This is a genomic window from Pantoea stewartii subsp. stewartii, from assembly GCF_008801695.1.
GTDB lineage: Bacteria > Pseudomonadota > Gammaproteobacteria > Enterobacterales > Enterobacteriaceae > Pantoea > Pantoea stewartii.
Window position 1 is genome coordinate 1 of record NZ_VZPF01000058.1, and the last position, 15131, is coordinate 15131.

Annotated in this window: 22 protein-coding genes and 1 pseudogene; 18 read left to right on the forward strand and 5 right to left on the reverse strand. The window is 53.4% G+C overall.

The window, feature by feature from the left end; all coding sequences use genetic code 11:
• Positions 1-304, reverse strand: a 304-nt coding sequence (gene tnpB, locus F7Q90_RS16870; protein ID WP_151161032.1) for an IS66 family insertion sequence element accessory protein TnpB, incomplete at its 3' end; no start/stop codon positions are given.
• Positions 301-906 carry an IS66-like element accessory protein TnpA gene (gene tnpA, locus F7Q90_RS16875; RefSeq protein WP_237166113.1) on the reverse strand — a complete coding sequence of 202 codons (606 nt, stop codon included), beginning with the start codon at positions 904-906 and terminating at the stop codon, positions 301-303. The genes tnpA and tnpB, both read right to left, overlap by 4 nt.
• Before the next feature lie 79 nt (positions 907-985).
• Here tnpA and recT point away from each other — a divergent pair.
• The 15 genes and pseudogenes from recT to F7Q90_RS16945 all read left to right on the forward strand — a co-directional run.
• A pseudogene (gene recT / locus F7Q90_RS16880) lies at positions 986-1684 on the forward strand (recombination protein RecT); the annotation flags it as partial.
• 2 nt (positions 1685-1686) lie between these two features.
• Positions 1687-1872, forward strand: coding sequence for a DUF1317 family protein (locus tag F7Q90_RS16885; protein ID WP_044241224.1), 186 nt, complete (start codon positions 1687-1689; stop codon positions 1870-1872).
• Between the two features lie 71 nt (positions 1873-1943).
• The gene (locus F7Q90_RS26725; RefSeq protein WP_006117557.1) at positions 1944-2099 is read left to right on the forward strand and encodes a hypothetical protein; all 156 of its coding nucleotides are present in this window, start codon (positions 1944-1946) and stop codon (positions 2097-2099) included.
• Entirely contained in the window at positions 2096-2449 is a 354-nt protein-coding gene (locus F7Q90_RS16890) for a hypothetical protein (RefSeq protein ID WP_006117558.1), read from the forward strand. Before F7Q90_RS26725 ends, F7Q90_RS16890 begins: the two co-directional genes overlap by 4 nt.
• Positions 2446-3180, forward strand: coding sequence for an ASCH domain-containing protein (locus tag F7Q90_RS16895; protein ID WP_044241229.1), 735 nt, complete (start codon positions 2446-2448; stop codon positions 3178-3180). Before F7Q90_RS16890 ends, F7Q90_RS16895 begins: the two co-directional genes overlap by 4 nt.
• A gap of 159 nt (positions 3181-3339) precedes the next feature.
• Positions 3340-3546, forward strand: coding sequence for a hypothetical protein (locus F7Q90_RS16900; protein WP_006117561.1), 207 nt, complete (start codon positions 3340-3342; stop codon positions 3544-3546).
• 219 nt (positions 3547-3765) lie between these two features.
• Positions 3766-4116 carry a hypothetical protein gene (locus F7Q90_RS16905; protein ID WP_141119352.1) on the forward strand — a complete coding sequence of 117 codons (351 nt, stop codon included), beginning with the start codon at positions 3766-3768 and terminating at the stop codon, positions 4114-4116.
• Positions 4109-4615 (forward strand): hypothetical protein, encoded by a 507-nt coding sequence (locus F7Q90_RS16910; RefSeq protein ID WP_006117562.1) that lies wholly within the window; start codon positions 4109-4111, stop codon positions 4613-4615. The genes F7Q90_RS16905 and F7Q90_RS16910 overlap by 8 nt, the downstream gene beginning before the upstream one ends.
• Positions 4612-4896 (forward strand): hypothetical protein, encoded by a 285-nt coding sequence (locus F7Q90_RS16915; RefSeq protein ID WP_044241235.1) that lies wholly within the window; start codon positions 4612-4614, stop codon positions 4894-4896. The genes F7Q90_RS16910 and F7Q90_RS16915 overlap by 4 nt, the downstream gene beginning before the upstream one ends.
• Entirely contained in the window at positions 4893-5222 is a 330-nt protein-coding gene (locus F7Q90_RS16920; protein ID WP_006117564.1) for a hypothetical protein, read from the forward strand. Before F7Q90_RS16915 ends, F7Q90_RS16920 begins: the two co-directional genes overlap by 4 nt.
• Positions 5215-5454 carry a hypothetical protein gene (locus tag F7Q90_RS16925; protein ID WP_044241237.1) on the forward strand — a complete coding sequence of 80 codons (240 nt, stop codon included), beginning with the start codon at positions 5215-5217 and terminating at the stop codon, positions 5452-5454. The genes F7Q90_RS16920 and F7Q90_RS16925 overlap by 8 nt, the downstream gene beginning before the upstream one ends.
• A 50-nt stretch (positions 5455-5504) precedes the next feature.
• Positions 5505-5714 carry a hypothetical protein gene (locus F7Q90_RS16930; protein WP_044241240.1) on the forward strand — a complete coding sequence of 70 codons (210 nt, stop codon included), beginning with the start codon at positions 5505-5507 and terminating at the stop codon, positions 5712-5714.
• The gene (locus tag F7Q90_RS16935) at positions 5711-6253 is read left to right on the forward strand and encodes a hypothetical protein (protein ID WP_052310100.1); all 543 of its coding nucleotides are present in this window, start codon (positions 5711-5713) and stop codon (positions 6251-6253) included. Before F7Q90_RS16930 ends, F7Q90_RS16935 begins: the two co-directional genes overlap by 4 nt.
• A gap of 50 nt (positions 6254-6303) precedes the next feature.
• Positions 6304-6594 (forward strand): hypothetical protein, encoded by a 291-nt coding sequence (locus tag F7Q90_RS16940; RefSeq protein WP_006117565.1) that lies wholly within the window; start codon positions 6304-6306, stop codon positions 6592-6594.
• A gap of 324 nt (positions 6595-6918) precedes the next feature.
• Entirely contained in the window at positions 6919-7962 is a 1044-nt protein-coding gene (locus tag F7Q90_RS16945; protein ID WP_006117566.1) for a site-specific integrase, read from the forward strand.
• A gap of 85 nt (positions 7963-8047) precedes the next feature.
• Here the strand turns inward: F7Q90_RS16945 and queA are convergent, their stop codons facing one another.
• Positions 8048-9118 carry a tRNA preQ1(34) S-adenosylmethionine ribosyltransferase-isomerase QueA gene (gene queA, locus F7Q90_RS16950; RefSeq protein ID WP_006117567.1) on the reverse strand — a complete coding sequence of 357 codons (1071 nt, stop codon included), beginning with the start codon at positions 9116-9118 and terminating at the stop codon, positions 8048-8050.
• A 101-nt stretch (positions 9119-9219) separates the two neighbouring features.
• Between queA and F7Q90_RS16955 the strand changes: the two genes are divergently transcribed.
• The 3 genes from F7Q90_RS16955 to F7Q90_RS16965 all read left to right on the forward strand — a co-directional run bounded on the left by F7Q90_RS16955 (position 9220) and on the right by F7Q90_RS16965 (position 12105).
• Positions 9220-9801 (forward strand): acyl carrier protein phosphodiesterase, encoded by a 582-nt coding sequence (locus F7Q90_RS16955; protein ID WP_006117568.1) that lies wholly within the window; start codon positions 9220-9222, stop codon positions 9799-9801.
• 202 nt (positions 9802-10003) lie between these two features.
• On the forward strand, positions 10004-10819 hold the full coding sequence (locus F7Q90_RS16960; RefSeq protein WP_006117569.1) for an inositol monophosphatase family protein: 816 nt from the start codon (positions 10004-10006) through the stop codon (positions 10817-10819).
• Complete coding sequence (locus tag F7Q90_RS16965) at positions 10819-12105, forward strand: histidine-type phosphatase (RefSeq protein WP_044241245.1); 1287 nt, start codon at positions 10819-10821, stop codon at positions 12103-12105. The genes F7Q90_RS16960 and F7Q90_RS16965 overlap by 1 nt, the downstream gene beginning before the upstream one ends.
• 167 nt (positions 12106-12272) lie before the next feature.
• On the opposite strand, the gene proY is transcribed toward F7Q90_RS16965, so the two are convergent.
• Positions 12273-13625 (reverse strand): proline-specific permease ProY, encoded by a 1353-nt coding sequence (gene proY, locus F7Q90_RS16970; RefSeq protein WP_151161034.1) that lies wholly within the window; start codon positions 13623-13625, stop codon positions 12273-12275.
• A 70-nt stretch (positions 13626-13695) separates the two neighbouring features.
• Entirely contained in the window at positions 13696-15015 is a 1320-nt protein-coding gene (gene brnQ / locus F7Q90_RS16975) for a branched-chain amino acid transport system II carrier protein (RefSeq protein WP_006117572.1), read from the reverse strand.
• Positions 15016-15131: the final 116 nt, after the last annotated feature.

Consider the following 15131-nt stretch of genomic DNA (forward strand, 5'->3'; position numbering starts at 1 on the left):
AGTTAATGCCTTCCAGCAGCATGGACAGCTGCGCAGGCGTCAGGTGGATTTTGCCGTCACGGGTCACCGGCCAGACGAAGCGGCCACGTTCCAGCCTTTTGGTAAACATGCACAGGCCGTCCCGGTCGGCCCACAGTACCTTTATCATGTCGCCGCGCCGGCCGCGGAAGATGAACAGATGCCCGCTGAACGGGTCGGCGCGCAGCGTGTTCTGCACCTTCGCCGCCAGCCCGTTGAAGCTGCAGCGCATGTCTGTCACGCCTGCAACCAGCCAAATGCGTGCGCCTGCCGGAAAACTAATCATGGTTCACCCTCCCGGAGTTCACTGACCAGTGCGCGTAGTAACTCTGGGGTCAGTGGCCCGGTCAGGCTCAGGCTGCCGCCCGGCAGTGTCAGCTTGCAACTGATGACTGGTGGCAGGTCTGCTGATACGGCTCCGCTGTGCCTCAGGGGCGGCGAAAGCGGCTCCACGGTGACCGGAATGAGTGTGGCTCTGATGGCAGGGTCCAGCAGTCCCTGGCGATGCAGGTTCCGCCAGTTAAACACCAGGTTATCGTTAACACCATGCTCCCGCGCCAGTTCTGCCACACAGGCCCCCGGCAGCAGGCTCAGCTCCGCCATGCGGATTTTGAACTCCAGAGGCCAGTCAGGGCGGCGTTTTCTGACAGGCAGGTTTGTTTCAAGATTGAAGGCGTAAAGCTCCTCCTCAAGGCGCTCAGGCGTGTATTCCTCCGGCAACGGCCAGTTAATACCCGTGCGGCGAAAACGCTTGAACATTTTATGCGTAGCGGAAGAACTGACGTTTAGTTGCTCTGCAATTTCACGGTAAGTCAGGGCGTCGTTAAATCGCAGGCTGAGTGCAGTGATGATCCAGGGTCTGCTGATGTAAGGCGTGTTTCTGTCCACGGTAGTGTCCATGTTCGCGAAAGTGTCCATGGTAGGAAACACGGGCGAAAATAAAAGACGGTCTGGATGAGACGCTTACCATATGACAGCAGATCGCCTTGCTCGAATTGCAATGACCGAACTTCGTAAAACACCCAAGCTGATGCAGTGCGATCAGATGTCGTTTCTTGGAGCAATCATGCAGTGTGCTCAGCTTGGACTTGAGCCAGGTGGCGCGCTTGGTCATGCGTACCTACTGCCTTTTGACAAAAGGCAAAAGCAGGGCAACCAGTGGGTCACTGTAGCTACAGAAACACAGTTGATTATTGGCTATCGGGGCATGATAGACCTTGCCCGTCGCTCAGGTCAGATTGTCAGCCTTTCTGCTCGCGCCGTATATGAAAATGACCAGTTCAGCTATGCCTACGGGCTGGAAGAAAAGCTTGAGCACATCCCAAATGAAGACGGAAATCCCGGCGCGCTGACTCATGTATACGCTGTTGCCAGACTGAAAGATGGCGGAGTTCAGTTTGAAGTTATGAGCAAGGCAGCGGTTGATCGTGTTCGCGCATTAAGCAAGTCAAGCGACAAGGGGCCTTGGGTTGACCATTACGAAGAGATGGCAAAAAAGACAGCCATTCGCCGCTTGTTCAAATACCTTCCGGTCAGCATTGAGTTGCAGCGTGCTGTAACGCTTGATGAAAAGGCTGATGCCGATTTGCCGCAAGACAATGCATCCATCATTACCGGTGAGTATGAGGTGATGCCTGACGAACCTCAGCCAACACCCGAGGAATAGCCATGCACACCCCTTACAGTCCAATGAAAGTCGGGAGCGTTACGCTCCCTTTTTTATGGCAGCGCAAAGCATGGTTGCTACCTGATAACACGCTGACAACCAATCCCATTAAGGCTCAATTAGCAGCCGAGCGGCAGGATAGAAAGCTAAAGCTCCTGGTGGCGGCGCTTAGCTTAACAGCTGCCTGACCGGACACACTCCCATGCAAACACTTCACCGCAGGCAATGCCGCATACCGGCATATCGCCTCAACATTTTCATGTTCATCGTATTAGCCGATGAGCAAAAAGCCATGGTTACCAACGTCAGGCACCTTGCCAATAAGGTGCTTTGTTACATCAAAGATAAGCAAGAGTCATTCGATAACGATGAGCTTGTCGTGGTGTCTGTAGCGGATTCAGGAGAAGGGAAATGAGCGAAGTTAAACGTCATTCAGTCACTGGTTATGGCCGACAGGACATTAACTATAACGACCCTGAAGGCGAGTTTGTGTATTACGAAGACTACGCCGCATTGCAGCAGAAGATGGATGCGCTTGTTGGCGGCTTCGAGGAGGCTATAAGGCATAAGGATAGGCTTGCAGTAGAGCTGGATGCGGCAAATGAAAAACTTTCGCGTTACTCAATGTCTGCTGGTCAGGCTGACCAGTTCGCGGCAGAAGCCAAGTCTGTGCGCATAGCATTAGGGTTCGCAGAAGATGCTCAGGATGTGGCACCCATCGACCTGCTGGAAAAGATTGCTGGGCTGCGGGCGGGTGCCAAATGAAAGAGCGCCCAATCATCTTAAATGCCGAAATGGTTCATGCAGTTCTGGCCAGCAGGAAGACGCAGATGCGCCGGATCATGAAGGTACAGCCTTCCGAACATTTCAACCCGATGAATATGGCACTGGAAACTGATTATACAGCTCGCTGGTACACGCCCGGCGTGGTCGATAAGCACGGATACCTTCAGCCAGCGAAAAAACAGGTGTTTGGTGTTGCCGGCGAGGATGAGGGATATATCTGCCCGTTCGGTGCATTAGGTGATCGCCTGTGGGTGCGTGAGGCGTGGATGCCTGATGCGCCGCGTGATGGAACATGGGCTGACGTGGAGTTCTATGGCTGTAAAGGCTCTCCACTAAGCATGATTCCTAAGCGCTTCCGTAAACCAGAGCATTGCATTCACCGCGCTTCTTGGAACGGTAGCGAAATGGTTGGCTGGACTCCATCAATCCACATGCCGCGCTGGGCTTCCCGCATAACGCTGGAGATTACCGGCGTTCGTGTGGAGCGGCTGCAGGATATTAGCCAGGAAGATGCACACTCCGAAGGTTTGGAGCTTACCGGATGGCGGCCAACATATAACGATCCTGATAGTGGCGGCGAAGTTATGACTCCATATGACAACTTCGCTGAGTTGTGGGAATCCATCTACGGCGAGGAAAGCTGGCAGGCTAACCCGTGGGTGTGGGTAATTGACTTTAAGCGTCTCGATAATGCGGATAAGGCGGGTTGATATGCGAAAAATGGCAATGTGGTCTGCGATGAGCATATTGGCAGCCGCGAAATTACAGAACCAGCTGGCGTTCGGTATCGCCGGTAATTCATATCCGGTTAATAACAAGCGCGGTTATGCCGCTCAGCAAAAACGTGCAGCGCAGAAGCGGAGGCGCAAATGAGTAACAAACAAGTTCGTGTTGAAGTATGCCATAACATTAACGGCAGCCTGTCGCTGTGCATTTGTGACAATAGCGGCGGATACAGAATATCAGGCGCAAAAATAGGCGGGTGCGAAACGCTGAAGGTTTTCACTGTTGATGCAGATGAATTGATTGAGGCGATTCAAAATCACTCTTTCGAGGTCACCAACCATGACAACTAATTCCCCCAATCCAGTAACGGAGCGAGAATTTTTCGTTTTGAGCGTGGCTTTGTTGAATAATAGGTAATCATTCTGTTTTGTCTGCACTGTTTTGGTAGAAAACGCTGATGCCAGACAGAACACCGTCATACGCAAGCATGTAACGCATTGATTTTATGTTATCTGAAACAACCGTTTTCATAGTACCACAGCATAAAATCCATTTATTCAACAAAGCCTTTGAGCGTTAAACATACGGCGCGGAGCGACAGTTTTATAACCCTCTGGGCTGCTGAAGATAGCGGGTACAGGGGTCGGGTTGAAACTGCTGGGCGATACCCAGAGTCAAGAATTCGAGGTCATCTTGAATATTACAATCAGGGCTGCGACAGCATTGTCGTTCCCTGTGATGTGGTTGAAAGGCTTTCGACGCCAGTTCCCAAAGGTTTCTTTGATGGCGACTTCGGTAATTGGGTGAAAAACAATCGTAATAACTGGCAGGTGTTAATCGCCAGTGCAATTGAAAACCCTAAGCACCAACCAAAACCAGTCTATCGCGGCGCTAAACGCAGGGAGTATGAAGATGCTTAATTCCCCCAATCCAGTTGATGGTGATGTGCAGGCGCTGATTGCAGATTGCCAGCATGACATTTCAAGTATCAACAGGGAAATTGATAGGTATTCTCAACTTCCTCATGCCATTCCAGAAACTTTGGTATCGCTGAGAAGCCAATTAAAGCGTCAGCAAATAGCACTCGCAGCGCTTACGGCTGAGCCTGTTGCATATGCTCATACGAAGGTGATAAATGATTTATTAGATAAGCGCCGTTGCTGCGGAACTGTTTGGATTAAAAGCGATGATGAGTCAAGTGTTGAACCTCTTCACGCACTCTATACCACCCCACCCGCTCAGCTTTTGCGCCCGGTGGAGTTGCCAGAGGCCAAAGATAAAAGCCAGGGCTGGAAAATCGACCCTGACTACCTTTCCCGAATCGCTGAGCATATTGGCGATAGCGAAGAGCACGGTGCACCTCCCTGTCTTGAGCATATCGAGGCTGTTCTGTTGGCTGTCAAAGAGGTGAAATCATGAAGTTCAGAAAAAAGCCAGTTGTCATTGATGCAATACAGTGGACTGGTTCAAACATAGATGACGTCGTTAAGTTTTGCAGTGGAGATGCAACCTACGAGTTAATGGCCAGAGGAAATGCGGAGCTAGTTATATCAACGCTGGAAGATGGCGAAGGTACGGCGCGCCACGTTGCGTCGAAAGGTGACTGGATTATCAAAGGTGTAAAAGGCGAGCACTACCCGTGTAAGCCGGAAATATTTGATGAAACCTACGAGCCTGTAACCGACGAGGTGAAATCATGATTAAGTTGCCAGATGAGTCAAGCCCAGAAGATTTGCGTGAAATCGCTGAATATAGTTTAGGGATAAAGCTTGACGACCGTGAGCCAGAGATTGCACATGCAGTATGGCTTTACTGCCGTGCCGAAGTCCAGCGCCTTAACGCCACCGCACAGCCTGTAAGCGAGGGTTGCAAGTGGACTTATGATGATGACGGATACTGGGACTCTGCCTGTGGTAGCTCATGGGTATTTAACGATGGCGGCCCTGTCGAAAACGAATGTAATTTCTGCCAAAAATGCGGTGGTAAAGTCATGCTGCCAGCAGCCCCGGAAGGTCAGGATGATTAGTGATGAGATGTTGAATAAATTTATCGAAAACCCATCCGATTACGGACCAGCAGTTATTGCTATGGCAAAAGAGCTTCAGGCTTATCGGCAGGAATTTAGTGAGCCATTCTGCTTTACCGATATCGCAGGAGTTGAACTTTGTCTGCAAGGAACTTCGTTCGAGGCTTGGCCTCAAATAGATGCAGTTATTGACAGCATCCCACTCTACCGAAAACCAACCATCCCCGAATAACCAACCTGCTCCGGCAGGTTTTTTTACGACTTCATTCAGGAGTAACCACTATGTCCGCAGATATTCTCGACGAAGCTGCCGAACACACACAGCACATGATTGACCTGGCATTAGCCAACCGAAGCAAGCCTCAGATGCAATTCACCGGCACCTGCTATTACTGCGAAGAGAAGGTATTGACCGGATTCTTTTGCTCGCCAGAGTGCTGTCAGGACTATGAGAAGGTTGAGCGCGCTAATAAGCAGAGGAGAGTGGCATGACATTACTTGAACGGTTAGTGCAGGAATTACCAAAACTTGGCGGCTGGCCTAGCGACCGAACCGTAGCCTCAAATGGGCTTAATGGCTCTGTAACTTTCCATTCCAAAGGTCGAGCGCCTTTTGTTATGGCTGGGTTACATTTCAGCGGTACAGGTTGCGTTTCTTACGAGGAATACGAAGCAGCCCTTGCAGCATCAAAGCAGCCTGAATGGAATGGTGAAGGACTACCGCCGGTTGGATGTGAGTGCGAAGCGCTTTACGATTCCTGTGATAAAGCATGGTTTCGCGCCAGAATTATTGCACATGACGATAAGCGCATTATTGGACGATGGCTTGAGGGATCGAAAGCAGACCAGCTACTTGATTACCCGGTTATAGATAGTTTCCGACCAATCCTCACAGAAGCAGAGCGCAAGCGTGAGGAGGCAAAGAATGTTATCGCTGAGCTTTGCCGATCATCTGCCAGTAATGGACACAGCGCGGACTTGATTTACGATGCAATCGCCGCTGGAAAAATCCCCCACATCGCCCTGAATTAACCTCCCAACCGCCCAATTAACCTTAATCGCGCTCTGCGTGAGGAGTTGTTATGTCAAAAAACTTATTCGTAACCATGCCAGACAATAGCGTTTGGGCCGTACCTGTTGCCATCATTGCGCACAGCCGGGCCTCTCATTACGCCCATGAATACGGCGGAGATGTAACCAAGAGCCTGCTTGAAGATACATTGCCGCTTTTTGATGCGGACTCATATGAGATTGAAGACTGGGCCGCAAACAATATGAACTGGAGCGATGTGGTGGAACACGCTCGGATGATTAAAGATGGCGAAACCGATTATGACGAGGGTTGGTCGAACGGGCATAAAGAAGTGAAGTAGTTGTGAACATCACCATCACCGCCGACCCGGGCGACATTCTCACTCTCGCCCTTCTCATCACTCTCATTTGCGCATTCAAACACAGCAAGCCACCTGAGGAATAGATATGGCCTCCGCTGAACCCTTCATGACAGTCAAAGAATACGCCGCTGCCATTCAAGTGTCAGCGACAACCATCTACCGAAACCCTGAGAAATTCCACATGTTCAAAGTCGGCGGGTGCTGGCGGGCAAGCGTGGACAGCATGAAAAAATTTGAACAGCAGCCCTTTCGGAATAACAATGCTATCCGGCTGGCTGCTGTAGACGGTAAGGAGAAGAAGAAATGCCGATCTACAAACGAGGGGACACGTACTGGATTGATGTATCGAAGCCAAACGGCTCGCGAGTTAGACGCACTTCTGGCACCAAAGACAAAGCCGAAGCGCAAAGGCTTCACGACAAAATAAAGCATGATGCATGGGCTGAAAAAAACCTCGATAAGCGGCCGGATAAGCTTTTCGAGGACATGATCATGCTGGCGCTACGTGACGCTGAGGGCAATTCCAATATCGCCAACACCAGGATTTACGCGCGATACTGGCTGGGTATTTTCGAGGGAAGGCTGGTTTCATCGGTGTCAGGCGAGGAGATTACGGACAATCTCCCCACCCATAGCCGAATCACGCACAAACGGCTGTCCAACGCGACTAAGAACAGGTATCGGGCCTTTGTTATGCGCGGCTTCTCGCTGGCCTACAAGAGCGGCTGGATTGACCAGATGCCTTATTCGCAGACATTGCGGGAGCCAAAGGTTCGGATAAGGTGGATTGATAAAAGTGATGCCCGCGCGCTGGTTGATAACCTTGAACATCAGTGGATGAAGTGGCTGTGCTCTTTTGCATTACTCACCGGCGCTCGCCTGAGAGAGATTCTTTCGCTCACCTGGCAGGACATCGACCTTGGCCGACGCAGGGCGGTTATCAAAGCTGAAAACGCGAAATCCGGCCGGGCCCGTCAGTTACCACTTAGTGATGAAGCTGTCGCAATACTGAGGCAGATACCGAACAGTCATGAATATGTTTTTTCTTCCGATGGCAGGAAGCATGACTATTTCATCCGAAGCGATTTCAACAGGGCGTTACGACTGACAGGCATAAAGGATTTCAGGTTTCACGACCTGAGACATACCTGGGCGAGCTGGCATGTTCAGGATGGAACGCCGCTGATGGTTCTGAAGGAATTGGGAGGATGGGAGAAGCTGGAGATGGTTAACAAATACGCCCATCTGAGCGGTGAACATTTGAGCAAATTCAGCGGGGTTGTCACATTTCTGGCACAGAAGGAAAATGACGAGAGTACATCTGGCAGGATATCTCTCGTAAGTTGATGTTTTGAAGTGAAAATTAACAAACCCTGAGCCGCCCTGTTAACATGAACATCGGAGAAACAGTCCGATGTTCAAAGTAAACAGATCAGGCGCCCACTTTTTCCAGCGGCGCCTGGGGGTTTTTGCTGATAAACATCGCGTCGCCGTAGCTGAAGAAACGGTATTCTTCTGCCACCGCAGCGCGATAAGCAGCCATGGTGTGCTGGTAACCGGCGAAGGCCGAGACCAGCATAATCAGGGTTGATTCCGGCAAATGGAAGTTGGTGATTAATGCATCGATCACCTGGTACTCGTAGCCCGGATAGATAAAAATTTGGGTATCGTCGAAGAACGGCGCAATCAGGGCATCCTGACTGGCTTTGGCGGCGCTTTCCAGTGAACGTACCGAGGTGGTGCCAACGGCGACCACTTTATTCCCCCGCGCCTTACAGGCCAGCACCGCGTCTACCACATCCTGCGGGACTTCCGCGTACTCCGCGTGCATGTGGTGATCTTCAATCGTCTCGACGCGCACCGGCTGAAACGTGCCCGCCCCAACGTGCAACGTGACAAAGGCCATTTCCACGCCTTTATCTTTGAGCGCCTGCAACAGCGGCTCATCAAAATGCAGCCCCGCCGTGGGCGCGGCGACGGCACCGGGTCGGGCGCTGTAAACCGTTTGATAAAGCTCACGATCCGCCTCTTCATCCGGGCGGTCAATGTACGGCGGCAGCGGCATATGGCCGACGCGGTTAAGAATGTCCAGTACGTCACGGTCATCGTCAAAGGCGATCTCGAACAACGCATCGTGCCGCGCCACCATAGTGGCTTTCACGCTCTCGTCGTCACCCAGCAGCAGCGCTGCGCCAGGCTTCGGCGCTTTCGATGCGCGAACATGCGCCAGCACGCGCTTGTCATCAAGCATGCGCTCGACCAGCATCTCAATTTTGCCGCCGCTTGCCTTGCGTCCGAACACCCTGGCCGGGATAACGCGCGTGTTGTTAAACACCAGCAGATCTCCGGGCTGGAGCTTATCCAGCACATCCGTAAACACGCCGTGAGTGAGCGCGCCGGTTGGGCCATCCAGCGACAGCAGGCGGCAACCACTTCGTTGCGCTTGGGGATAATGGGCGATAAGAGATTCAGGCAAATCAAAAGCAAAATCGGCGACACGCATGACAGACTTCTTACTCAGAAAAACAGGCGGCACAGTTTAGCGGAAAACCGAACAATTCTGAACAACTGGCTGCGTAAACGGAGTTGCGCTTATAATGCCGCATGAATTTTCTTGCGCATCTTCACTTAGCCCATCTTGCCAACAGCTCTTTGCTGGGCAATCTGATGGCCGATTTCGTTCGCGGCGCGCCGCACCAACACTGGCCTGAACCGGTGGCCGACGGCATTCTGATGCATCGTCGCCTGGACGTAATGACCGATGCCCTGCCGGAAGTGCGCGCGGCACGCCAGCTTTTCCGGGCAGAGACCTATCGCGTCGCCCCCATCACGCTGGATGTCATCTGGGACCATTTTCTGGCGCGCCACTGGGATCGCGTTCATCCGTCACAAACGCTGCAAGCGTTTACGGCCCGTGCCGAGCGCGAAATCGTCCCGCAACTGGCCGCCACGCCCGAGGAATTTAAAGAACTGAATGCGGTGATGTGGCGAGAACGCTGGTTCGAACACTACGCCGATCCCCTGCGCCTTGAACGCGTGCTGAATGGCATGGCCCGACGTCGGCCAAGGCTGGCGGCACTCAGCGACTCTTACCAGGACTTCACCGCCCATTATCCGGCCTTTGAAGCCTGTTTCTTTCAGTTTTATCCCCGCCTGATGCAGTTGGCCGCCAGCCGGCAGCTGTGATTCACCCTCTTTATCAGGTAAGACGCGGCTTACCTGATAACGCTGAAAAAGCACGCAAACAGTACACCGACGATATTGCCATTACTGGCGCACTACGGCTTAATAAGCCTTGCTTAACTATGCTTTGCGCTACTCTCACTGTCAGACCGCCTGTTCAGGCGCTTCCTGTATTCGATGTGTTTTAAAATCATAAGAGGGAAACATGTCATCCGCTTCGCATTCTGAAATTGACGCGCGCTATCGCTACGCCTGCGAAATCGCCCGTGCCGCCGCAAGCCGCGCCTTGTCATGGTATCAACAGCGTCAAAAACTGGTGGTGGAACATAAAAGGGACCTTCAGGACGTGGTCAGTGAAGCTGACCGTAACGTTGAAGAATTAATTAAATCACTGATTGCAGAACGCTATCCCGAGGATGCGGTATTAGGTGAAGAGAGCGGTGGAGAAACAGGCGAGGCCCGCATTTTATGGGTCATCGATCCGATTGATGGCACCGCCTGCTTCGTCAATGGTCTGCATAACTGGTGCGTTTCGCTGGCCATCGTCTGCGAAGGTGAACCGGTGGTGGGCGTGGTTTGCGATCCCAATCATCAGGAGCTGTTTCACGCCCGCAAAGGCCAGGGCGCCTGGCTTAATGAGACCCGGCTTGAGGTTCATCAGGCCCGTCACCTCAACGAAGGGCTGTTGGGCATCAGTAATTCCAGCCGGGTGCCGGGAGAAAAGGTTACGCAGCTTATCGATGCGCTACTCAAACAAGGCGGGATGTTCATTCGCATCGGCTCCGGTGCCTTAACCAGCGCCTGGGCCGCTGCCGGTCGCCTGATTGGCTATTACGAAGCCCATATGCATCCCTGGGACAGCCTGCCGGGCATCGTGTTAATGCGGGAAGCGGGCGGTGTCACCAATGACTATATGCGCAATGATGGCCTGAAAAACGGCAATCCCGTTTTGCTGGCGAATGCCGTAATCTATCCACAGATTAAAGCCCTTCTCGCGCCCCAGGAACTGGAGGATGAATAATGTCTGCCTGTAGCCCCCTGCGCGTAGTCGCGCTCTGTGCGTTATGGTTCGCGGCGGGGTCGCTTTACGCGGCGCCAGAATACCAGTTAGAGAAAGTGGTCGAACTCAGCCGACACGGGGTGCGCCCGCCGACGCCGGGCAACCGCCAGGAGACCGAGGCAGCAACCGGACAGCCCTGGCCCCGGTGGAGTACAGCGGACGGCGAGCTGACGGGCCATGGCTACAGTGCGGTGGTGAATAAAGCGCGCTGGGAAGGCGATCACTATCGCCAGTTGGGATTACTTCCCGCGGGTTGTCCGGGCGCGACAGCACTCTACGTACGCGCCAGCCCTCTTCAGCGAACGCGCGCCACTGCCGAAGCGTTGGTGGATGGCGCATTTCCCGGCTGCGGCGTGGCGGTGCATACCGTCACGGGCGACGTCGATCCGCTTTTTCAGACGGAAAAACTGCCCTTTGCCCGCATCGATCCGCAGCGTGAGATGGAAGAAAAGCGGCGTGTGGCGGGCGATTTAGCACAGCGACAGCAGCAGCTCCAGCCCGCCATTCAGGCGCTTAAACAGGCGGTCTGTGCGGCTAATCGCGCGTGCCCGTTTTTTGATCGCCCCTGGCAGTTAAAGCAGACCAAAAGCGGCAGCGTCTATGTTGAAGGCTTAAGCACGCTGGCCGCCATGGTCGAGACGTTGCGCCTGGGCTACAGCGAAAACTTACCGTTCGCCAGGCTGGCGTGGGGCCACATCACTTCCGCTCAACAGATCACCGCCCTGCTCCCCCTGCTGACGGCCAGTTATGATCTCAGCAATGATGTGCTCTATATGGCGCAACGTCGTGGCTCGCTTCTGTTACAGCGGATGCTCGACGCCATTCAGGGGAACGATCCCGATGTACGATGGGTACTGCTGGTGGCCCATGACACGAATATCGCGATGGTTCGCCGCCTGATGGGATTTGAATGGCAACTGCCGGGGTATACGCGCGGTAATATTCCGCCGGGAAGTAGCCTGGTGATGGAGCGCTGGCGGGATAAGCAAAGCAATCAGCGCTACCTGCGCGTCTATTTTCAGGCACAAAGTCTGGACGGGCTACGTCAGTTACAACCCATTAATGACCGTCATCCTTTGTTGCGTCAGGAGTGTCAACAAGCCGGCTGCCATATCACCGACGTGGGTACACTGTGCCCGTTACAGGATGCGATTGCCGCGTTGGGTCAACAGCTGGACCGCAGCGCGATCGTTCCGGAATCCCTTATATTACCCGCGCAGAACGCATTAGCGCCCGTGTCGGGTTAACGGTGGGCTTTCTCTTATTTTTCGGCAACTTATTTAACGACGTACGCTTTTGCATTAGCATCGTTTCGTCAATCATCCCTCTGTTTGTTTCATTTGCTATGTGACGTTTTCGGCGAATCCTTTCGCCGATTTTATTTCGTCGTGTCAGTCGCCTTCGCGGCCGGGAATCAGGACGGCTTGCGCACCAGCTTATAACCCAGCAGCAACAGCACAATCCACACCATGCCCACGTAAAGTGAGATGCGCGTATCCGGAAAGTAGCCGATCAGGCCGATGATAAAGCATAAAAAGGCTACGCCGAAACCGGCTGTCCAGCTTCCGCCCGGGAGGGCAAATGTCAGCTGACGGGCTGCCGCTTTACCAATTTTGCGGCGAAACGCAATCTGGGACAGCAGAATCATAATCCAGACCCAGACGGTGGCAAAGGTGGCCAGAGAGGCAATGACCAGGAACACTTTCTCGGGCATCAGGTAGTTGAGCCAGACCGCAATCAGCATGGCAAACATCATAACTACTACCGTGACCCACGGAATCCCGCGTGCTGACACCTTCATAAACACTTTAGGCGCATGGCCCTGCTGCGCCATACCGTGCAGCATACGCCCGACACCGAACACATCGCTGTTAATCGCGGACAGGGAGGCCGTCAGTACCACAAAGTTGAGGATAGAAGCGGCAGCGGCAATACCCAGATGCTGGAAGGTCAGCACAAACGGGCTACCGTTGGTGCCCACCTGATTCCATGGATAGAGGGACATGATGACAAACAGCGTACCAACGTAAAACACCAGAATACGCATCGGCACGGAATTAATGGCGCGTGGGATAGAGGTCGCCGGATCCTTAGCTTCACCGGCCGTGATGCCAATAATTTCTATCCCGCCGTAAGCAAACATCACCATCTGAAGTGACAGCAGCATGCCAACGATCCCGTGGGCAAAAAAGCCGCCGTTGGTCCACAGGTTGTGAATGCCGGTCTGCTGGCCACCGTTACCGATGCCCCAGATGATCATGCCAAATCCGGCCAGAATCATCACAATAATGGTGGCGACTTTGAAGAAGGAGAACCAGAACTCCACTTCGCCGAACACCTTCACGCTCATCAGATTGACCGCACCGATGATCAGCACGACGCTCAGTACCCAGATCCAGTGCGGCACCTCCGGGAACCAGACACCCATATAAATACCAAATGCCGTGACGTCGGCGATGGCCACAATCAGAATTTCAAAGCAGTACGTCCAGCCGGTGATATACCCAGCCATTGGTCCAAGATAATCCTGCGCGTAACGAGAAAACGAGCTGGCCTGGGGATTATTAACGGACATTTCTCCCAGCGCGCGCATGATAATGTACGCCACCGCGCCGCCGATAATATAGGCGAGCAGAACGCTCGGTCCTGCCATCCTGATGGCGTCCGCCGAGCCATAAAACAGCCCGGTGCCAATCGCCGATCCCAGCGCCATAAAACGGATGTGGCGCGTGCTCAGTCCGCGTTTGAGCTTGTTGGTTTCTTGCATAACAACCTGTACCTGTGAAATGAAAAAACCACGGGCAAGCCCGTGGTTAAAGAAGAATCAATCTTAGCCGTTACGAGTGAACTGTCACCTGTTCCGGCCCTTTTAACCGATCAACCAACGCCACAAGCAGCAACATCACCAGTGAGGGCGGCAACCAGGCAAGCCCCTGGTCGGCTAATGGCAGATGCTGGCTGAATGCGGGTAACGCCTCTTTAAACCCGGTGGTTTTGATTGCGTCAAGGATACCAAACAGCAGGCTGACAAGCATAGTCGGAGCAATGATTCGGCTGCTTTTGTTCCAGATATTCTGGGTAAAACTCAGCACAACCAGTACGATGCACGGCGGATAAATGGCGGTCAGCACCGGAATCGAGATCTGGATCAGATGACTCAGCCCCAAATTGGAAACCACCATGGAGAACAGCCCCAGCACAAACACCAGCGTTTTGTATGACAACGGCAGATACTGGGCAAAAAACTCGGCGCAGGCGCAGGTCAGGCCCACGGCTGTGACCATACAGGCAATAAAAATCAGCGCGGCAAGGAAGAAGCTGCCCATATCGCCAAAGGTGTGCTGTACGTAGGCATGCAGAATCGCGGCGCCGTTAGCATTTTGATCGACCAGCGCCCCGCTTCCTGCGCCCAGTTTAAACAGGCTCAGGTAGACCAGCGTCAGCCCTACACCCGCGATAATCCCCGCCAGTACCGTATAACGGGTTAACAGTGCCGCGTTATCAATACCGCGTGAACGGGCCGCATTCACAATCACAATCCCGAATACCAGGGCACCCAGCGTATCCATCGTGAGATAGCCGTTCACGAAACCGCTGGAAAACGCAGCGCGCTGGTAGTCGGCGGTGGCCGGAATGGTGCCGCCTGCGGGCCACAGCAGGGCGGCAACGCCGAGCAGCGTCAGGGCGGCAATTTTCAGCGGTGCCAGAATATGCCCGACCGTATCAAGCAGTTTGCCGGGATAGAGCGAAATGCCCATCACCAGCACAAAGTAAATCAGGCTGTAGATGAACAACGGCAGTGCACCGTCGCCGGTGATCGGCGCGATCCCGACTTCAAACGACACCGTGGCGGTGCGCGGCGTGGCAAAGAGTGGCCCCACCGCCAGATAGCAGACAGTGGCCAGAACCACCCCGGCAATTTTACCAATCGGTGTACTCAGCGCGTCAATCCCGCCGCCGACGCGCGCCAGCGCAATGACGGTGATGACGGGTAATCCCACAGCGGTAAGCAGAAACCCTAAAGCGGCCACCCAGACATGTTCGCCTGACTGAATACCGACCATAGGAGGAAAGATAATGTTACCCGCACCAACAAACAGGGCAAACGTCATAAAGCCCAGCGCGAGAATGTCTTTAACGGTTAAACGATGTGTCATACGGCCTGTCACTGATGTTGCGATGAAAGATAAGTTTGCGTTGTCCCCTCGCTGCGCTATGAAAACGGCTGATCAGACGACAGCAGCGCATTATGCGCAGCGTCCGGTTTAGCGCA

Bases quoted from the DNA above. Each gene is read 5' to 3' on its own strand.
- F7Q90_RS16885 (WP_044241224.1), top strand. From the start codon at position 1,687: ATGCACACCCCTTACAGTCCAATGAAAGTCGGGAGCGTTACGCTCCCT.
- F7Q90_RS26725 (WP_006117557.1), top strand. From the start codon at position 1,944: ATGTTCATCGTATTAGCCGATGAGCAAAAAGCCATGGTTACCAACGTC.
- F7Q90_RS16890 (WP_006117558.1), top strand. From the start codon at position 2,096: ATGAGCGAAGTTAAACGTCATTCAGTCACTGGTTATGGCCGACAGGAC.
- F7Q90_RS16895 (WP_044241229.1), top strand. From the start codon at position 2,446: ATGAAAGAGCGCCCAATCATCTTAAATGCCGAAATGGTTCATGCAGTT.
- F7Q90_RS16900 (WP_006117561.1), top strand. From the start codon at position 3,340: ATGAGTAACAAACAAGTTCGTGTTGAAGTATGCCATAACATTAACGGC.
- F7Q90_RS16910 (WP_006117562.1), top strand. From the start codon at position 4,109: ATGCTTAATTCCCCCAATCCAGTTGATGGTGATGTGCAGGCGCTGATT.
- F7Q90_RS16915 (WP_044241235.1), top strand. From the start codon at position 4,612: ATGAAGTTCAGAAAAAAGCCAGTTGTCATTGATGCAATACAGTGGACT.
- F7Q90_RS16920 (WP_006117564.1), top strand. From the start codon at position 4,893: ATGATTAAGTTGCCAGATGAGTCAAGCCCAGAAGATTTGCGTGAAATC.
- F7Q90_RS16925 (WP_044241237.1), top strand. From the start codon at position 5,215: ATGATTAGTGATGAGATGTTGAATAAATTTATCGAAAACCCATCCGAT.
- F7Q90_RS16930 (WP_044241240.1), top strand. From the start codon at position 5,505: ATGTCCGCAGATATTCTCGACGAAGCTGCCGAACACACACAGCACATG.
- F7Q90_RS16935 (WP_052310100.1), top strand. From the start codon at position 5,711: ATGACATTACTTGAACGGTTAGTGCAGGAATTACCAAAACTTGGCGGC.
- F7Q90_RS16940 (WP_006117565.1), top strand. From the start codon at position 6,304: ATGTCAAAAAACTTATTCGTAACCATGCCAGACAATAGCGTTTGGGCC.
- F7Q90_RS16945 (WP_006117566.1), top strand. From the start codon at position 6,919: ATGCCGATCTACAAACGAGGGGACACGTACTGGATTGATGTATCGAAG.
- queA (WP_006117567.1), bottom strand. From the start codon at position 9,118: ATGCGTGTCGCCGATTTTGCTTTTGATTTGCCTGAATCTCTTATCGCC.
- F7Q90_RS16955 (WP_006117568.1), top strand. From the start codon at position 9,220: ATGAATTTTCTTGCGCATCTTCACTTAGCCCATCTTGCCAACAGCTCT.
- F7Q90_RS16960 (WP_006117569.1), top strand. From the start codon at position 10,004: ATGTCATCCGCTTCGCATTCTGAAATTGACGCGCGCTATCGCTACGCC.
- F7Q90_RS16965 (WP_044241245.1), top strand. From the start codon at position 10,819: ATGTCTGCCTGTAGCCCCCTGCGCGTAGTCGCGCTCTGTGCGTTATGG.
- proY (WP_151161034.1), bottom strand. From the start codon at position 13,625: ATGCAAGAAACCAACAAGCTCAAACGCGGACTGAGCACGCGCCACATC.
- brnQ (WP_006117572.1), bottom strand. From the start codon at position 15,015: ATGACACATCGTTTAACCGTTAAAGACATTCTCGCGCTGGGCTTTATG.